The following is a 20,185-nucleotide window of genomic DNA, read 5'->3' on the forward strand; positions in this document are numbered from 1 at the left end:
ATACTTACAATGCATATCTCCTTGTCTGCTCGTCTCTTGTTGACTCGTCGACTAAACAAATCTCCTTGTCTGCTCGTATCTCGTCCCTTGTCGACTTAAAAAACACCGATTGTGTAATGCCTTGATACTCAATGCGTTGCAAAAGACCATCTTTTAGCTTGCAAAAGACGGCCTTTTAGCGCCTAATTGATGGCCTTTTGGCTTGCGAAAGGCGGTTGTGCATGTAATGTGGTGTGACTTTCTTGATTACAAGAGGTTGTCGTGTGCGTAATAACATGTGACTTTCTTGCTTGCAAGAGGGCATCATTTGCTCTATAGTATGCGACCACTTGGATAAAAAAGAGACACCATCCTGATTAAGAGAAGTGTTAATATCTCATAAAAACGAGCCGTATCCGTAACCTTTTCAGCCTTTAAGTTGTTGTATAAATAAAAACAGACCATATAACAACTTACTGACCCATGAATTACATCAAGACACTGTTGGCCGTCTGCATGGCCACGATTTGCATGGCAGCAGCGGCCGAATTGCCACGCGGCGACAGGCTGGTTACGCTGCGCCTTGCCGACGAGCCTCTGCCCTCGGCGCTCAAGAAGATAGAGCGTTCGGGCGGAAAGAGCATCCTGTTTACCTACGCCGAGACCGAGCGTTACCGTGTAACGGCCAATATCCAAGGCAAGACGCAGGCCGAGGCGCTGGCGTTGGTGCTGAAGGGAAAGCCGTTTAAGTTTGTCGAGAGGGACATTTACTTCGTCGTACAATACAGCAGCGGCAGCAGCAAAGGCCATGGCGTGAGCGGCCGTGTGACCAACGAGCAGGGCCGTCCGCTGGCTTTCGCCAACGTTGTTATGCTCACCGCTGCCGGCAGGAAGTACGTTACTGGCTGCGTAACGGCCGACGACGGAACGTTCGCCCTGCCCGACATGCCCTCGCAAGAGTGCGTCCTGAAGGTGTCGTTCGTAGGCTACGGCACGGCCATTGTGCCCTGCCGTGCCGACAACACCATAGCCCTGAAGGACGAAACGAAGCAGCTTAAAGGCGTGACCGTGACCAACAACCGCCCCATGATTGAGCGCAAGGGCGGCAACATAGTGGCCAACGTGGCCGGAACGGCGCTCGCCCAGATGGGCTCTGCCGACGACATGATTGGCCATCTGCCCTTCGTCACCGGCGAGGACGGCAGCTACAGCGTGATAGGACGTGGCGCCGTGGAGGTGTATATGAACGGACGCAAGGTGCGCGACAAGGACGAACTGAGCCGCATACAGGCCTCGGACATACAGCAGGCGGAGCTTATCATGAACCCCGGGGCGAGATATTCGTCTGACGTCGGCGCCGTGATACGCCTCAAGACAATACGCCTGCGCGGCCAGGGACTCAGCGGACAGATGTACGGAGAGTGGACGCAGAGCCGCAAGGCGGGCGGACGCGAGAACGTTGCGCTGAACTACCGTACGGGCGGACTTGACGTTTTCCTTAAAGGAAACTTCCGTGAGAACGGCTCACTGAGCGACATCAGCAGGGTGAGCACAATGACTACGTCGTCGCTCTGGCGCATGGAGACAAAGCAGAACAACAGCCGCCGCGCGGCCAACTTCAAGGGAGAGGCGGGCTTTAACTATGAACCCGACGACCATCAGTCGTTAGGCGTGCGCTACGAACTTAGCCGTACGCTCGGCCGCGAGAAGGCCCGCTCATGGGGAAACACCACAGTTTACCGCGACGGCGAACTGTTTGACGACATCGAGACGAACTCCTACAACGAGTCGGCAGACGGCTGGAACCACTCCGTAAACGCCTATTACACGGCTACCTTCGGGCGTTGGGACATCGACTTCAACGCCGACTACGTTGGCGGCAACTCCCGTTCGTGGCAGACAGCGGCAAATAACGGTACTACGGACGCCGAGTCGTACAACGACGTTGACAACGACCTGTACGCCGCCAAGCTGGTTGTCTCGGCGCCGTTGTGGAAAGGAACGCTGGCCTTCGGCACCGAAGAGACCTTCACCGACCGCCGTGACCGCTTCGTGCAGAGCGGCTTCTCGGCCGACGCCGACGACCATCTGCGCCAGGAATATTACTCGGCCTTTGCCGACTATACCGTCACTCTCGGCCGCTTCAGCCTCCAGGCGGGTCTCCGTTACGAGCATCAGCGCACCAAATATTACGAGGCCGGCGTATTCAAAAGCGAGCAAAGCCCCACGTACAACGACTTTTTGCCGTCGGCAACGGCAAGCTACAGCCACGGCGACTGGAACCTCGCGCTGTCTTACAGGCTGATGAAGCTCAGTCCGTCGTACGACATGCTGTCGAGCGCCGTCAGCTACAAGAGCAAGTATTTGTACGAGAACGGCGACCCGCTGCTCGTTCCCCAGAAGCACCATATGGTGACTTTGGACGGCGGATGGCGGTGGATTAACTTCACGATATGGTACGACTACTGCCTGAACATGTACACATCGTACTTCAAACCGTACAACGACGAGACTCATCCGGGCGTAATGCTGCAGACAATGGCAAGCATTCCGTACACCAACCAGTACGGGGCAAGCATAAACCTGACGCCAAAGTTCGGCGTCTACCAGCCCAGCCTGTCGGCCGGAGTAAACTGGTATGACTCCGACGCGACGTCGCTCGGCATACCGTATCTTAAAAACCAGGCATGCTTCGACTTCCGTCTTGACAACAGTTTCGTGCTGCCCAAGGGCTGGTTCGTCAACCTGAAGGCCACTTACAGCACACGGGCGACGATGAGCTACGCCATCGACCAGCCACGGGGAAAGGTCGACCTGCGCGTGGCAAAGACGTTCTTCAAGGACAAATCGCTGAAAATCGGCCTCAACGTCGACGACATTTTCAACACCGGGCGCTACCGTTTCACCGTGTACGGCGACCACACTTATTATGACACCCGCAACGAAGGCGACAGCCGCAGGATAAAGCTGAGCCTAACGTACACGTTCAACGCTACGAAGAGCAAATACAAGGGAACGGGCGCGGGACAAGCCGAAAAACAGCGTCTGTAATGCCGTGGTTACAAGGATAATGGCTAATTTTGCACCCCGAAATCAGCCAAGACAACATAAATGAATACAAAAGACAATGACAGGGAGCAGTTCCGACGGATGTTTATGTCGCACTACGCACGACTGGTGCGCCTCGCCGTGCAGCTTACGGGCGACCGCGACGAGGCCCGCGACATAGTGGCGGACGTGATGGAGCGGGCGTGGCGGCGCTTCGACAGCCTGAAAGCGGAGGAGCAAGGGGCGTGGCTCGGCCTGTGCGTGCGCAACGCCTGCCTTAACAGGCTGAAGCACCTGAAGGTGGAAAGCAGCCATACCGAGCAGCTGGCCGAGGCCGTCCGCACTTTAGGCGAAGCCGACTGGAGCGAGCACGAACGCCTGCTGGGCAAGGTTGAAGCCGTGGCAAGCACCCTGGAAGAGCCTACACGGAGCATAATAAGGATGTGTTACTACGAGCACAACACGCACCGCCAGGCCGCCGAACGCCTCGGCATAAGCCACGAAACGGTGAAGAAGCATATACGGAAGGCGCTCAACATACTTAGGGAAAGAATAAAACAAAAGGAGGATTGATAATGAATGATAAGACATATAAAGACGTAAACGGTCTTGAAAAAGACGATCTCAGCCTGCTGTACACCCTCGGCGAGGCACTGGGCGACCTGCCTACCGACGACGAGACACAGCAGGCATGGGCTGAGTTTGAGGCAAAGCATTACCGCACAAACCGCCGCCGAAAGATTGTCCGACTGTCCATCGGCGTAGTGGCGGCGGCCGCCGTGGCAATAGCCGCTGTGCTTTTCGTGCCTTGGAACAGGCTGACGGCCGTACAATACGGCAGCGGAACCTTCGTCGCCGCCGATCTTCCCGACGGCATTGTACATACCGTTGACGGAGGAAAGAGGGTTGTAAGCACGCCGACAGCCACCACCCTGACCGTTGTTTTGCCTGACGGAACACACGTACTCTTGGGCGCCGGCTCGCGCATAGAATATCCCGAGAGCTTCGACGGGCAGCCAACAAGGGAAGTGCGGCTTACCGGCATGGCACGCTTTGACGTCCATCACGACAAGAGCCAGCCGTTCATCGTACATGCGGACGGCGTACGCGCCGAGGTACTCGGCACCGTGTTCGACGTCAGGGCATATCCCAACATCAGCCATTCGGTAACGCTCTACAGCGGCAAAGTGCGCGTCAGAGACGACAGCGGGCGGCATACCGTAACGCTGAAGCCCGGCCAGATGGCCACGCTCGGCGGCCGACGTGACGTAAAAGTGGCGCAAGCCGACCTTACGGCCATGGCCGGATGGACTCACGGAATGTTCATATTCGACAACGAAAGGCTGGAAGACGTGATGAACGATATCGGCTCGTGGTATAACACAAGTATCGTATTTACCGACCGACGGGCCGCCGACACGCGCGTACACATCAGTCTGCCGCGCTCTACGTCGCTGTCCGACGTGCTCCGTGCGCTCAACGACATGGGCGTGGCTAAGTTCACTTTGGCAGGCAATAAGGTAACGGTGAAATGATAAGAAGTTAAAGAATTTAGAGAAGTTAAGGAAGTTAGAGCCAATAGCCACGCAGCAGTCAACAGGCAAAGCATTTAGCTCTAACTTCCAACGGAGCACCGCGTAGTGATAAATTCTTTAACTTCCATAACTCTCCATTTTGTCGTTTTCATAATCACTCGGTACTCATCGAATTTTAAAAGATGGCATTTTGCAGTGTAAAAGGTCTTCTTTTGTGCGACAAAATGCCACCTTTTATCGTGCAAAAGACCGCATATTGCAAACCCGCTGGTTTTCATGAAGTTTGCAATGACATTTCAACCCAAAACGGTCATTAGTCTCTCAAAACGATTTCGTCTTATGTCGTGCAGATTAACTGTCGCCATTGTCAAAGGCGTAATGGGCTACGTACAAGCAAAGCGGCATATAAGATGCCGACAAGAGGGCGCAAGAGTTAGATAAACCTCACGCAAGCCACAAAATAAATATTCGGCGGTCTATTGACCGATTGGGGTAAAGAGAGTAAGATTACCAACATGGTTGATTCATAGATAAAAACAGCCTGAACATAGATACATCGTACTAAAAACTTAATTTTTTGTATAAAAATTTCATTTTTAATCATTATTTACATATTAATTTTATATATTTGTCGCCGAATTAATTAATTATTAACGTTTCAAGTGGCAAATTTACAATAATCATTAACTCTGATTACCAATATTAACTTAATACATGTTACATATGAAAAAACTTTTACTTATGTTCCTGACGGCAGTTTTCGCCGTCACGGCAATGGCGCAGACATCAATGGAAACTGCGCTTGATTTGACTGAGGGTGAGAACTCTTACGAAGTTGGAGAGGCTAACACTCCCGCTTATTGGAAATACACGGCGGAAAAGGATATCCTCCTGCTCATCTCAGGCAATAGCAGCACAACCATCACTGTCACCGACGAAGCTCCTGACGGTACGCAGACAACTATGTACGGGGCGCAGATGGCCTATCCGCAAAAGGCGTACATAGCATACGAGGGCCATACGCTGTACATCAGTGTCCAAAGTTACAGCGGCACGTCGGTTGGTTTTACTGCATCTTTCGATGCTGACGCATCTTTCGGAGGTTCGTCGCAAGACGCCCCAATGACAATCGTCACCGATGGCAGCAGGATGGTGTACGGCGACGTGTATTCAAACAGCTCGTCATATTCTTATGCCACTTATACGGCTGACTCTGACGGAGTACTTGTATTAACAGCAACTGGCTATGTTTCATACACCGTTGAAGGTGGCGCGTCAGGCTCGTTCGAATACACCAACGGGGCTTATGAAGCTTCTTTAACCGTAAGAAGCGGACAGACATACAATATAACCTTCTCCGGATACGGCGCGTTCGTCCTCACGGCGGAGATGACACATCCCACTGAAGGCTCTTTTGAAATGCCGTTCGAGATGCAGGAAGGTGACAACACCGTGCCTGCAAGTCATGGCGAATACTGGTACACTTATACCAACACAAAGACCGGTTACGGCGTGATAAGCAGCGATAACACCCTGAACGGTGGTAACATAAAGGTTTACAATAGTGCATCAAACGTCCAGAACGGGCAGGTTTACGCACAAGTGGAAGGCGGCTACAACCTGCGTTTCGAGATGCCTTCTGTAGGCACAACATATTATATATGTATAACCAAGGTGGAAAGTTCTACCGATGACGAGACGTTTACTTTCACCGCTGAAGACTATCAACCCGGCGACCAGGAGAGCAATCCCATCGTAATAGAGCAACTCCCTGCGACCGGCATCAGTACCGAAGCGGTTGGCGGCACGAGGTATTACGCCGTTGACATACCCGAAGGCGAGAGCAAATTCCTGAACGTTACGGCTACTTCTACAATAGCTAACGATGCAACCACTGTGGCCGTATATCCAAACGGCAATCAATATTCCGCCATTACGGGCAACTCTTCGGTACGCGTTTTGGTAAACGGAGGGCAGCGGTATATGATAAGATGGGTGTCACAAGAGAGTGAACCTATTACATTTGATGTCACGCTTGAAGACATAGCACAAGGTGAGGTGATAACAAATCCGCTTCAGGCTGTTTCCGGCACAAATACCATTGAAGGTTCAGGCACGAGGTATTATACATACACGGCTACGCTTTCAGGCATACTTACAGTGACCGGCACACCTGCTATGACGGTGACATTCCCACGCGGAACAGGTCAGTATGACGGCAACTACCAGTCCTCCCAAGTTGGAACGGCGTTCTCGATCGATGTAACCGAAGGCACAACATACCTTATAAGGATTGACGGTGCTGCTGACGGTGACACTTTCGAACTCAGCGAAAGGGAGTATCAGCAGGGCGAAAGCAGCGACAATCCGATAATAGTAGAGGGAAATAGCTACACAATAGGCGACAACTCGTCAAACCTGTGGCTGAAATATACCGTAAAGACTGACGGCATCCTTGAGATAGATGCCAGCACCATAACGTATAACTACGGCTCGGACATGATTTATTATGGAATGGCGACCACTGGAACTCCAATAATGACATCAATGATAAGGTACACATCAGGCAGTAGTGTGTTCTATACAGAAATTCCTGTTACAGCCGGAGAAGAGTATTTTGTCAACGTTAAGTTCTCCACATCGCTTGAAGGCACGACCATATACTTTAATGAAAGGGAGCCTGAAGCAGGTGAAACGCTAAGCAACCCGTTGATATTGAACAACGGAGAAGGCGTCAGGGTAAGCTACAACGCGTCAAGGACAAATCCAGTATGGTGCAAAGCCTCTATCGCCGAAGCCGGTACAATAACGCTTACGGCCACAGAATGCAACTATATAAGCGGAAACTGGTATTCAAGCATTGAAGATGCGCAAAACGATAACAACGCCGGATATATTTCATTTATGCCCGAATATGACGAATCTTATGTTATTCAAAGCTATAAGGCAGACATCGACATTCCTGCAGCAGGTGACTATTACTTCAAGATAACCCAAGCTACGGACAACGGTTTGGCTTACGTCATACTCACCCTGACAGGCAACACCACTTCCGGTATCGGCAGCGTAGAGGCTGAAAACGGACAGCTGATAACGGTAAGCGGCAACAATGTCAACGTGACGGCCGACAATGCAACGGTTAACATCTACACCGTTTCAGGTGCGGCGATTGTCAGCGAGAAGGTATCGGGCAACGCTTCGTTCAGCTTGGACAAAGGAATTTATATTGTAAAGATAAACAATACGGTGAAAAAAGTCATCGTAAAATAACATTAAAAACGTACAGGCGTTTGCCGTTCCGATACAAAGCGTGAACGGCAAACGCTTTTACATTCTCATAAACATTCACTACATGAAGATTTTTAAGCAACTTTTGGTGGGCTTGGGCCTGCTGTTGTGCGTGCCGCAAGACGCCGAAGCCATAAAGGCTTATCCGCGTCCTGTCACCATAACGCAGCCCGACGGCACGAAAATCACCGTGAGGATACATGGTGACGAGAGTTTCCATTACACCACGACAATCGACGGTTTCATGCTCGAGAGAGATAAAACCGGCTTTTTCCGTTATGTCAATTACGACTTCAACACAGGCGTAAAGACCCTTTCGGCGCAGCGTGCGCGCAACGTAGGCGAACGTACCGCAGAGGAAAAGACATTTGTTGCCAACCTCAAGGCGGCACAGCTAATCACCGCCGACATGAAAACACGCCGCACGCCGATGCTCAAAAAGCACGGCAGGGCGGTGCGCCCGTGGCTCAAAAAGCAGCAGATGATGAAGGCGAACGCAGCCAACGCCGCCGCGGCGAACAACGTTGACGGTGAAAGTCAGTATCTTGTAATCCTCGTGAACTTCGCCGATTGTGCGTTCCAATACAAGAATGAAGACTTTGAGACGTGGCTCAACGAGCCGGGTTACAGCACAAACGGCGGCACAGGTAGTGTTAAAGACTACTGGCGCGACAACTCGATGGGGCAGTTTGTGCCCAACTTTACAGTGGTTGGCCCTTACACTTTGTCGCAGAACCAGCTTTACTATGCAGGCAATGCGGAAGATACAGGCGAGGATGCAAACCCCCGTGCGATGATAAAAGAGGCCTGTCAGTTGGCCAAGGGAGCCAATCCAGGCCTTGATTTCAGCAGGTATGATAACGACGGCGACGGCTTTGTCGACAACTGTTATGTAATATACGCAGGCTACAGCGAGGCCAGCACGGCCAACGGCGACGACATGTGGCCGCACAGCTGGACAATGGGTGATGATGTGTTCGAGATAGACGGAGTGAAGATTGACGAATACTCATGCTCCGCCGAGCTTGTAGGCATGCCCGGAGCGCCGGAAGAACCGACAATGGACGGCATCGGAACGTTCACTCACGAGTTCGGACACATTCTCGGCCTGAAGGACATGTATGACACCGACGACTACACTAACGGCTACGGAGTGGACCCTGGCGCGTACAGCCTGTACGCTTCCGGCAGTTACAACAACGACAGCCGCACGCCTCCCTGCCTGATGGCTTTCGAGCGTTTCCAGATGGGTTGGATAGATACAAATACCGAACTGACGGAGCTGAAAAACGCCGAGGACGTGACGCTCGACAATGTCGCGACAAACAAGGCGAGATACATCAACGCACAGCCCGACCGCGAACCCGGCACGGGTTACGAGTGGTTTGTGTTTGAAAACAGGCAGAAGACCGGCTGGGACTCGTACATACCGGCTCACGGACTGCTTATATACCACTATGACTATACACAGGAAATGGTAGACGAGTACTGGAGCGTGAACGGTCCCAACAACAACGCAAACCACCGCTGCATGTACATCAAGGCGGCCGACGGCGTTGACGACGAGAACTCGCGTGCCGGAGACACATATCCAGGAACAAGTGCGAGCACCGAGTTTACCGACACTTCTACGCCAAACTCACTGAACTGGAACAACGAGCCGGTAAACGTGCCCATCACGAACATCACTGAACAGGACGGCATCATACGTTTCCAGGTGAGCGGAGGTACATCAGTATGGGACTTCGTGAAGACAAACGTACCGACTGACATACGCGACGTGTCGGCTACTTTCACAGCGGAGATGACAGGGAACACGGCTGACGTGACCGAGACCGGCTTCTGCTGGTCGCTCGATGAGACCCCGACGGTAGAGGGAGAGCACAAGACTGCGGCGATGGCTGACGGCAAGTTCAGCGCAGCCGTTGACAACCTGCAGCCCGGAAGCAACTACAACGTAAGGGCATACGCAAGGATGAGCGACGGTACTGTAAATTACGGCTCGGCGATATTGTTCACAACCGAGTGTGCAACGGCGTCAGCTCCGTTCATTGACAACTTCCTTTCATGGACCAACGGACAGCCCGACTGCTGGCAGATTGTAGACCGCAACGGCGACGGCACAACGTGGATTCTCGACGAAAGCACCGGCGGACTGGTTTACCAGTTCAACTACTGGAACAACGCCGACGACTGGCTTATAAGCAAGAGGCGCATACACGTGCCGGAAAACGGCGTGCTGTTCTTCTCGCGCGGTGTGGCAGAGACCACTACTGTTGAAGATTTGGAAATCTATGTGTCTACCAAGACGAGCGACATCGACGACTTCTACCTTTATGAAAGGCTGTCGTTCGCCGATTATTTCGGCGAGCAGCACATAGAGGAAGTTGACCTTAGCCGCTTGGCCGGACAGGATATTTACATCGCCTTCAGGTGCTGTTCGGAGAAGCTTCAGACCAACCTGTGGATTTGGAATGTAGCAGTTACCGAGAAACTGCCTGCGCCTACTATCACCACGTTCGACCAGACAGCTCCCGACCAGCTGTTTGTAGAGTGGACACCGGTGGAAAAGGCCAAGAACTATTACCTGTATTTCGGCAAGGAGACCGACGAGCCTAACGAGGTATTAGTGTTCGCCCCGATGGATTTCTTCGAGAAAACGGAGGGCGACGTGCAGCTGAGCACAGGTTCGATGCTCTTCACCGGCGACGCCACTGTTGAGCTTAAGGAGTTCCCGGAGGGCATAACCGACCTGAAATTCATGCTCACAACGTCAGGCCCAACCGGCACTTCAACCCTGCTTGTAGAGGGAACAAAGGACGGCACAACGTGGACAAGCGTAGGCCAGAGGCTTACTCTTAGCGAATATGACAACGAGGGACAGGAGTGCGACTGGCTTGCCTATGTACAAGACCAAGGCTTCAAGAAGCTGCGCTTCAGGTTCACACACGGCGGACGCAACGGACGCGTGAAGTATCTTACGCTCGGCTATACCGACGGAAAGATTGTCGAAGACCTTTCTGCCGGCGGAGCATGGGATGAAGAAACCGGAATACTTCATACTTCGATGGTAATCAATGCGATTACTCCCGGTGAGTTTAACAATGGACGTTATGTGGTATGGGTGGCTTCAGGCGACGGAAGCTTCTTCTACGACCAGTCGGAGAACGCTTACTACGAGTACAGCGGCTCAACGTCGATAACCGATGTAATCGGCGAGTCGGGCATAAGCGTCACCGCAGGCGAGGGCTATTTAGGCATAGACGGCCTTAAGCCGGGTTACCGCATCACGTGCGCTTCGCCTTCGGGCGCGCTGCTTTACAGCGGAGAGGCCGACGGCCAGCACGCCGACATCCGTCTTGACGGCCAGCGCGGTATCGTGATAATAAACATAGAAGGCGACGGCCAGACATACCGTACAAAGGTGATAGTAAGATAAAATGCCACAGGCAATGTCCTCACGGCAGACGCCCGGCAGGGCGGCCTGAAGCAGGCGGAAATGTAAAAGGCGGCCTTTTGCAAGGCGAAAGGCAACCTTTCACCGCCTGAAACACGGCCTTTTGCAGGCTAAAAGACGGCTTTTTGCAAAGTCATACGCAACATACTGACAGTCAGGCAGTTATGCCAAGACGGCAAAAACACCGCCAACAGGCATGCAAGGACAACGCCGAATAAACAAAAGATAACAACAAAACAATGAAAATAAGGAAATACATCTTGTCGTTAGTGGCGGCAGCCGGGTGCGCCGTCTGCGTGGCCGCGATAGGCGACGGGCGCAATGACGACAAACAGGAGAAAGTGAAGCCGGCGGAGAACATGCCCGCCAAGGTCGACACGCAGCGGTCGCCCTATTCGCTGATTAACCTTGCAGGCAGCGAGGACGGCATACCATACGGCCTCCGCCTGATGGAGGTCGACAATAAGGATGTGTCGCTAAGCTGGAACACTCCCGAGGCCACGGACGGCTATTGGGACGACTTCGAGACGCACGACGACTTCGTAATCAACTCGCCCGGCAACGTAGGCTGGCAGTATATCGACGCCGACAACGCGAGGACGTACACGTGGCAGGCCTGCACCTTCCCCAATATGGGACAGAAGATGGCCTTCATCGTGATGAACCCGTCGATGACATCGCCGGCGACAGACACCAACCCTAACTATAAACCATTCTCGGGCAATAAGATGCTGGTTGACTTCTGCGCGGCAGACGTTCCCAACAACGACTTCATAATATCGCCTGAACTCAACTTCTCGAGCGACTTCAAAATCAGCTTCCGCGCACGCAGCTACAATGACGTTTATGCGCTTGAGCGCATCCGCGTGGGCTATTCTACCACTGGCATAAGCCCGTCAAACTTCACATGGGTGCAAGGAGGCGACTACGTGGAGCTTCCGGCAGAGTGGAACTTGTATGAATACGAGATACCCCAGGAGGCCAAATATGTTACCATCAACTGCGTATCTGACGATGCCTTCATGCTGCTCATCGACGACATCTTCGTCGGTACGAACGAAGTACGCCCAGGCGTGATGCCGATGAAAGCTCCTGCCACAGGGGTAAAACTTACCGGCTTCAACATATACCGTGACGGCACAAAGGTTAACCAGGGGCCTGTAACCGAGGTGAGATATACCGACACGGTTGACAACTACGGCACACACAGCTATACGGTGACTGCCGTTTATTCTGACGGCAGCGAGTCGGAACAGTCTGAAGCGCTGACGGTTGAAGTGCCTGACATCAGGCTTCTGCCTTTTGAGGACGACTTCGAGACATGGACTCTGGCCGAAGACAAGTGGAGTCTGGTGAACGACGACGCCAACGACGCCAACAACTGGGGCATAGATTATTATGCAACAGGACTGGTAGACCCCTGCGCAACGTTCGGGTATTCAAGCCAGGTGAACTACGACCAGTCGCTTGTCACACGTGAACTGAACACCGAAAACAGGGGCGCTACTTACCTGCGCTTCAACCTGAAGCTGCAGAATGAACGCCACGAGAACGACGACTACCTTGCAGTGGAAGTAACCAGCGACGGCGGAAAGACGTGGAAGAACGTGGCGACGTTTGACAACAAGCAGGGCGCGTTCGACTGGAAAGTATGCCAGTACAACATCGGCAGCCTGCTCGACGACAACCTTTTCCGTATCCGTTTCCGTGCTTACGGCGCCGTGGCGACATACATCGACTACTGGTATGTTGACGACATAAAGGTCTGGAACCCCGAATGGACAACGGCAACGCTCACCGTAATGTCGGCCGACGGAGCTGTTGCAGGCTGCCCCGTGACGCTTACCGGCAGCACAGGCGGCGTGTACACAGCCACCACCGGCGATGACGGCAAGGTCGTATTCGACGAGATCGAAGACGATACATACACTGTGTCAATTGTAAACGACGGCTACAACATCTATGAAGGGGAGTGGACCGTAAGCAATGAAAGTGAAAACGCATTCACCGCAGAGCTTAAACGGCCTGTTATGACATTGTCGGCAACCGACGTGACAGCTGAAATCGCGGCAGAAAGCAGCGCAGAGCAGACCGTCACATTGAGCAATACCGGCGATGGTCCGATGACATGGTATCTCAACACAAAGACAGAAGCGGGCAGCGGAGACGCATCGCGCCTATGGGAAATACAGGGCACATTCACCGCGTCCGGCGACCTTCAGTCGTGCGTTGTGTTCGACGGCGAGAACTATTATACCAGCTCGTTCACCGAGCTTGGCGAGTTCTGGAAGTACGACAAGAACGGAACGCTCGTTGAACGCTTCCGTCTGCCCGACATGTATTATCCCGTTTACGACCTTACTTTTGACGGACGCTACTTCTACGGAGGCGACGGCACCAACCGCGTGTTCAAGTTCGACTTCTACAACAAGCGCGTGGCTGACATCATTACGGTGGCGGAAGAACCTGATTTGAAGATAACCCACTGCTGCTACGACCCCGACCGCGGTGGTCTTTGGATTGGCGGCTGGAATACTATTGCACGTATCGACATGGATGGTAATTTGCTGTCGATGCTTAGGAATTTTGATAATAACACCACGGTTTCGGTCATCGGTTCGGCTTATGACAACGTTACCCCTGGCGGTCCGTATCTTTGGTTGGCCGATGGAATAGCACCAGACAACATGCTTGACTGTGTCCGCATTTATCAGTACAATCTCCGCACTTACAGACTTACCGGCGTAAGCCATCTTGCAACCGACATTCCGGGTTATAAAATCGGCGATGCCACAACCGGAGTGAACAGGCTTGGCGGCCTGTCGTCATCGTTCGACATCAAGGACGGTACGCTTACGCTCACCGGTGTGTTGCAGCAGTCGCCCGGATTAATCTTCAACTACACCCTTTGTGAGACAGGCGAATGGGTTGCAATGTCACCGAAGCACGGCACACTCCAGCCCGGCGACAGCCAGGACATCACCTTCGGTTTCAATTCCATAGGCGCGAAGATGGGCGATCAGTTCAGCACAACTGCTGAAATACTTACCTTGCCCGAGCTTGGAGAGCAGGCTTTGAACATTAGCATGGATGTGAACGCCGCTGCTGCGGCACCTCGTCCCGTTGAGCTTAAGGCCGAGCCGGGACAGGCTTCGGTACAACTTACATGGAAACCGGGCGACGATACCCGTGCGCCAAAGGGTTACAATGTTTACCGTGACGGAACGAAAGTTAACACGGAAGCCGTTACAGAGACTGCGTTCACAGACAACAAGCTTGTTTACGGAGAGTACTATTATAAGGTAACGGCTGTTTATGACGGTGACGTTGAATCTGTTCCGTCAGACTCCGTGTTTGCTTTCGTAAAGCATGGCGCGCAGTATTACGCTCCTCTTGAGCCCTCTGCAACGATTGAAGGCAACACGAACGTCAACCTGACGTGGAAGTCTCCGCTTGCAAATGCTGGCGAGAGCAACAGCCTGTCATGGTCAACCGGCGTATATGCTGATGCAATGGGCCTTGCCAACGGTGGCACTTTCTATGCCGCTTCGGATTGGACTGCCGAAGACCTTGTGCCTTACCGCAACAAGCGTGTGTCGTCAGTGTCGGTACAACTCGTCAACCCTTGCTCGTATCTTAGACTGTTCGTGTATAAGGACGGAGAAAGTGTTTATTCGAAAACGTACAACGGCAACATCTTGTATGACGGCACATATACCGACGTAACCATTGACGAGCCGCTCCTCATTGAGCCGGGTGCGGAGTACAGGTTTGCCTTCCAGCTGCAGAATGCGCAAGGCATAAAGCCGTTGGGTATGGACGCCAGCCAGGCAGTTGACGGCAAGGGCAACCTCCTGTCGATAGACGGAGAGACATGGTTCCCGGCTTCTTACCAAGGCATCGCCGGCAACTTCAACATAAAGATTGACGTTGTTCCTGATGAAAGCATGGTCGAAGAGGCTCCTTCAGGCTACAATGTGTACCGTGACGGCGAGAAGGTTAATGACAAACCCGTTACTGCCACGAGCTATACTGACGTTGTAAGCGAGTCAGGAACTCACGAGTACACCTTAACGTCGGTTTATTCTGACGGCGGAGAGTCGGCTGAAAGCGAGAGTATAAGCGTTGAGATAGTCGGCATATACGGTCCTTACGCACCTTCTGCGATTGATGCGGACGTGCACATCAACAGGGATGTAACCCTGCGCTGGGACTATCCGACGGACGGCACGCATACTTTGAAGGCTGACATCACGACCCGTCCTGTGACTGTTGACGACAACATGCCCGAATATGTCAACTCTTTCACCGGCCATGACGAGGGTGTTGAGATGGGTATAGCGTCGGACAACAACTTCATCTACACCTCCACTTACTCAAAGGACGGTTATGTGAACAAGTATTCGATGGACGGAGAGTACATCGAAAGCTTTACAATAGACGGCATCGAGGGAATAAGGAACATTGTTTACGATGGCACCGACTTCTATGTAGGCGATTATAGCACCAACATTTACAAGGTTGACATGGAGTCGCACACAGTACTTGCCACGATGACCATTTCCGAATTCTCGCGCCACTTGGCGTACATCCCCGAGCTTGACGGCGGCAACGGCGGCTTCGAGGTCGGCGACTGGGAGACCAGCATCTATGTAAGGAAGGACGGAAGCAAGATTGGCAACGGGCCTACTTTGCTCGGAGCGAGCGGCACGGCATATAATGACGGCCTGCTGTATGCCTTCGAACAGGGCGGTGACAATACCCGTACAATAGGCATATACGACTTCGCGACTTCTCAACGGGTAGGCAGCATCGACGTGACTGCTTACTCCGAGATAACAGGAATATCAACAGCTTCGGCCGGAGGTATGTCTGTTGTGTCGCGTCCCGACGGTTCTAAGTTCCTTGCTTTGGCGCTGCAACGCCAGAACGACAACACCAAGTTCGCATTCATCGAGCTTGAAAGTGTAAGCGGAGTTACGGGCTATAACGTCTACCGCAACAACGAACTGGTAAACGACGAACCGCTGACACGTCGCTATTTTGCGGAAAGTATTGACGCGGAAGGCTCTTACAAGTATGAAATCGAGACGGTCTATATGGACGGAAGCAAGTCTGACAGCCGTGCAACGGTAAATGTACAAATCCAGCCCAAGGGCACGGCGGAAGTACCAAAAGACGTCAAGGCCGTGCAGTCTACTTATGGTTACAACGTTCTCCTGTCGTTCGTAGACCCGCAGATGAATACCGGCGCAGACATGGCTGAAAGCTTCGAGAACGCCGAATTGCAAGCTCCCGTAAGCATAGACGGGTGGTTAAATAGAGACAACGCATGGACGGCGACAGCCGACTATGCATACGACGGCACGAAGGCGATTACCGCCGGCGGAGACGATGAGGCCACAGTCATCATCCCTGTGAACGGAAGCACGCGTCTAAAGATGGCCGTACGCAACGCAGACGACCACAACGGACACGGCTCACTGACGCTCTTGCGGTCAATCGGCGGTACTGAAGAGGCAGACTTCATACGCATGAACGTATATCAGACCAACGAGGCTTGGAGCGAGATTGAGACGGAGATACCTGCCGGAACGTCGTACATCGCGGTAAGGAAAGATGCCGGCGTAGCTCCGCAACTTGTCGATGCTATACGCCTGTTCGCATCCGAACCCGAACAGACAGTCTATGCTTACGATATATTCCGCAACGGCGAGCAAATTAACGACGAGCCCGTGCAGGGCATAAGCTACATTGACCGCAATCTGCTGCCCGGCCATTATGACTACCAGGTGCGGCTTACCACGATGCTGTCGGCTGTCAGTGACCTGTCGGAGACGGTCGGCATCGACCTCGATTATGACAACGGCGGACTTGCGCCGACTGGACTTACCGCCGGATACGAGCCTGACGGTACGGTGAAGCTTAGCTGGCAGTTCCCGGCATTGAGTGAACCGATATACATGCGCTGGCACGACGGCAACAGCTATGACGCCGGAGGACTGTCAAGCGGAGGCGCGTTCTACGCCGGAGCACGCTGGTATGCCGACGATTTGAAGGACTATGAGGAGCTGTCGCTTACCGATGTTGAGTTCTACATCAACCAGATACCCGACGCGCTGTTCATCCTCATCTATGAGGGCAACACCCTTGTGCGCCAGCAGTATGTACCGACGATGAGCCAGTATTCGTTCAACAACGTCAAGCTTGATGAGCCTCTTGCCATTGACCCGTCAAAAGACCTGCTCGTTGCCCTTTATATCGAGCACAACGAAATCACGGCTCCGCTCGGCTACGACCGTGGTCCTGCCAACAGCGGAAGGGGCAACTTGTACTCCAACGACGGCCAGACGTGGGGACTTCTCAACGACTCTGAAACAGGCATCGACGCTAACTGGAACATATCGATAGGCTTGAGTCCCTACTCGAACGTACCTCTTGAACCTGCAAAGGCACAGAGCAAGGCACGCAAGACGTTTGCGCCAAAAGCTTCGCCGGCAGGCAGCAAGCTCGTGGCCGTGCCCGTTGGAGCAGAGGCAACATCGCAGAAAAACGCGTTCATGGGCTATAACGTTTACCGAAACCGCGAACGTCTTAACACGGAAACGGTGACGGCAACGACCTACATCGATGACACCCCGATAGACAACAAGTATCTTGAATATCAGGTATCGGCCATCTATTCTGCGTCAGGCGAAACATATTCAGCCCCAGTTACGCTCACTGCAACAGGCATAAACGGTGTTGAGAGCGAGAGCGGCCTGCGTGTCGTAGCCGAGAATGACGAAATCAAGGTGTACGGCCTGAGGCCCGGAACAGAGGTCACCCTGTATGACGTTAACGGAATGGTGCTCTACAAAGGCAAGTCTACCGACACGTATGTACATGTAATCCCGGCAGCGGCCATCACCAACGGGACGTATATTGTCAAGGTCGGAGACGATGCCGTAAAGTTTGTAAAGTCCGCAAAATAACGGCAACGACTGAGCATTGAAAATACACCCGTTGAACGGTGTCTTTATAAAAGGCCGTCTTTTGCACTGCGAAAGACGGCCTTTTAGCGTGCGATTGACGGCCTTTTGGAATGCAAAAGGCCGTCTTTTAGAAATCCATAGATAATTCCAACACTTACAATTCAAAAAATATGAATAAAAAACAGGCATGCACTTGCCGTTCTCTTTAATTATTCTTATCTTCGCAAACAAAACCAAACGTCAATGAGTCCACGGTTCAGGGAAGAAGAAGGATTTGTATTTAAAATCTATTCCAACGAGGAAGAAAGAAAACACATACATGTAGTCAAGGCTGGCAACGAGGCCAAATTCTGGCTTGAACCTGAGATTAGCATGGCCTACAACCATGGATTTAAAGAAAAAGAAGTAAAGAAAATAATCCAATTAGTCGAAAAATATGGAAACGAATTTAAACAACAATTCGCAGCACACATCGGTAAGCGTCTTGATGATTAACTCGCAAGGGATGATGCTTTCCGTCCAAGGCAACGACTACTTTGTGTCATACAACCGCGTACCATGGCTTCGTGACGCAAGAATAAGCAGTGCGCTAAACGTGCGTATGTCAGGACCTGACGCAATAGAGTGGCCCGACCTTGACGTCGACCTTGAGATTGAAAGCCTCAAACATCCGGAACGTTACCCCCTGGTGATGAAGAGGTCGCCGTTCGACGCATTGTAAATTCACTATATTTATAAACATCTGCACAATAAAAAAGCCGTTCACTATTTTATGGGAAACGGCTTTTTTATTACTTTTGCAGTGCGTAACGAGATTAAGGAGAACGGCATATTACAAGTCATATGGCAACATACGGCAAGACTTTTGTCCGTTAACTACGGCGCGAAGCGCCTGACTCCGGATAACTCCCGTTAACTCCTTTACAAATAAAAAGACAACATCATGAGCACCGTAATCTATCCGTCGCCAATCTTCGGCCCCGTACACAGCCGCCGACTGGGCATTTCCCTCGGCATTAACCTTATGCCGGCAGACGGTAAAGTGTGTACTTTCGACTGTATATATTGCGAATGCGGCTTCAATGCCGACCATCGTCCACGCCTGAAAAGGCCTACACGCGAGGAAGTTGCGGCGGCCCTTGAACGTAAACTGAAGGAGATGCAGGCTGACGGACAACTGCCCGACGTACTGACATTCGCGGGTAACGGCGAGCCGACTGCCCACCCGCAGTTCGCCGAAGTGATAGACGACACAATCCGCCTGCGCAACACTTACTGTCCCGAAGCGAAGGTGTCTGTGCTCAGCAACGCCACAATGGCAATGCGGCCCGAGGTGCACAAGGCCCTGGAACGTGTAGACAACAACATCCTGAAGTTGGATACCGTCAGCCAGGAATATATAAACAAGGTGAACAGACCCACCTACCCCACTTACGACGTGCGTGAGATAATCGAAACAATACGCTCGTTCAACGGCCACGCCATAGTGCAAACGATGTTCATGCGCGGCACGATGGACGGCCAAGACGTGGACAACACGGGCGAAGAATATGTCGCTCCGTGGCTCGAAACAATAAAATACATTACCCCGCGCCAGGTCATGATATACACCATCGACCGCGAAACGCCCGACCACGACCTGAAAAAGGCCTCGCCCGAAACCCTCAACGCCATCCGAGACAGGGTTATGGCAATGGGTATTCCGTGCTCAGCGGCATACTGAAAATTTAAAAATTAAGAATTAAGAGTTAAGAAAATACGACAAAATACAGCTGGATAGCCTATACCTCAACTAAGGTATAACTATCCAGCTGAGTTTTTAACGGCAAGTATTTTCATTCATCATAATACTCGACACTTATGGAAAAGCCACGCGACTTTGACCCTTTTGGCCAAGCAGGATT

At 52.4% G+C, this 20,185-nt stretch carries 9 protein-coding genes; all 9 read left to right on the top strand.

The features are described 5' to 3' along the window. The first annotated feature begins 462 nt into the window (after nucleotides 1-462). The 9 genes from H6A34_RS09290 (at nucleotide 463) to H6A34_RS09330 (ending at nucleotide 20,004) form a co-directional block, all read left to right on the top strand. Entirely contained in the window at nucleotides 463-3,030 is a 2,568-nt protein-coding gene (locus tag H6A34_RS09290; RefSeq protein ID WP_205105103.1) for an outer membrane beta-barrel family protein, read from the top strand. A gap of 60 nt (nucleotides 3,031-3,090) precedes the next feature. Next, nucleotides 3,091-3,600, top strand: coding sequence for a sigma-70 family RNA polymerase sigma factor (locus H6A34_RS09295; protein WP_205105105.1), 510 nt, complete (start codon nucleotides 3,091-3,093; stop codon nucleotides 3,598-3,600). Between the two features lie 2 nt (nucleotides 3,601-3,602). Further along, complete coding sequence (locus tag H6A34_RS09300; RefSeq protein WP_205105107.1) at nucleotides 3,603-4,562, top strand: FecR family protein; 960 nt, start codon at nucleotides 3,603-3,605, stop codon at nucleotides 4,560-4,562. Between the two features lie 723 nt (nucleotides 4,563-5,285). Beyond that, on the top strand, nucleotides 5,286-7,832 hold the full coding sequence (locus H6A34_RS09305) for a T9SS type A sorting domain-containing protein (protein WP_205105109.1): 2,547 nt from the start codon (nucleotides 5,286-5,288) through the stop codon (nucleotides 7,830-7,832). An 82-nt stretch (nucleotides 7,833-7,914) separates the two neighbouring features. Next, a complete protein-coding gene (locus H6A34_RS09310; RefSeq protein WP_205105111.1) occupies nucleotides 7,915-11,289 on the top strand; it encodes a M6 family metalloprotease domain-containing protein in 3,375 nt (1,124 codons plus the stop codon). Between the two features lie 257 nt (nucleotides 11,290-11,546). Then, nucleotides 11,547-18,281, top strand: a complete 6,735-nt coding sequence (locus H6A34_RS09315; protein WP_205105113.1) for a rhamnogalacturonan endolyase family protein — start codon at nucleotides 11,547-11,549, stop codon at nucleotides 18,279-18,281. A 243-nt stretch (nucleotides 18,282-18,524) separates the two neighbouring features. Then, complete coding sequence (locus H6A34_RS09320) at nucleotides 18,525-18,776, top strand: DUF4160 domain-containing protein (protein WP_021948289.1); 252 nt, start codon at nucleotides 18,525-18,527, stop codon at nucleotides 18,774-18,776. Next, on the top strand, nucleotides 18,718-19,002 hold the full coding sequence (locus H6A34_RS09325; RefSeq protein ID WP_021948290.1) for a DUF2442 domain-containing protein: 285 nt from the start codon (nucleotides 18,718-18,720) through the stop codon (nucleotides 19,000-19,002). The genes H6A34_RS09320 and H6A34_RS09325 overlap by 59 nt, the downstream gene beginning before the upstream one ends. 222 nt (nucleotides 19,003-19,224) lie before the next feature. Then, a complete protein-coding gene (locus H6A34_RS09330; RefSeq protein WP_205105115.1) occupies nucleotides 19,225-20,004 on the top strand; it encodes a radical SAM protein in 780 nt (259 codons plus the stop codon). The last annotated feature ends 181 nt before the right edge of the window (nucleotides 20,005-20,185 follow it).

It is taken from the genome of Marseilla massiliensis, from assembly GCF_016899855.1.
Lineage (GTDB): Bacteria > Bacteroidota > Bacteroidia > Bacteroidales > Bacteroidaceae > Prevotella.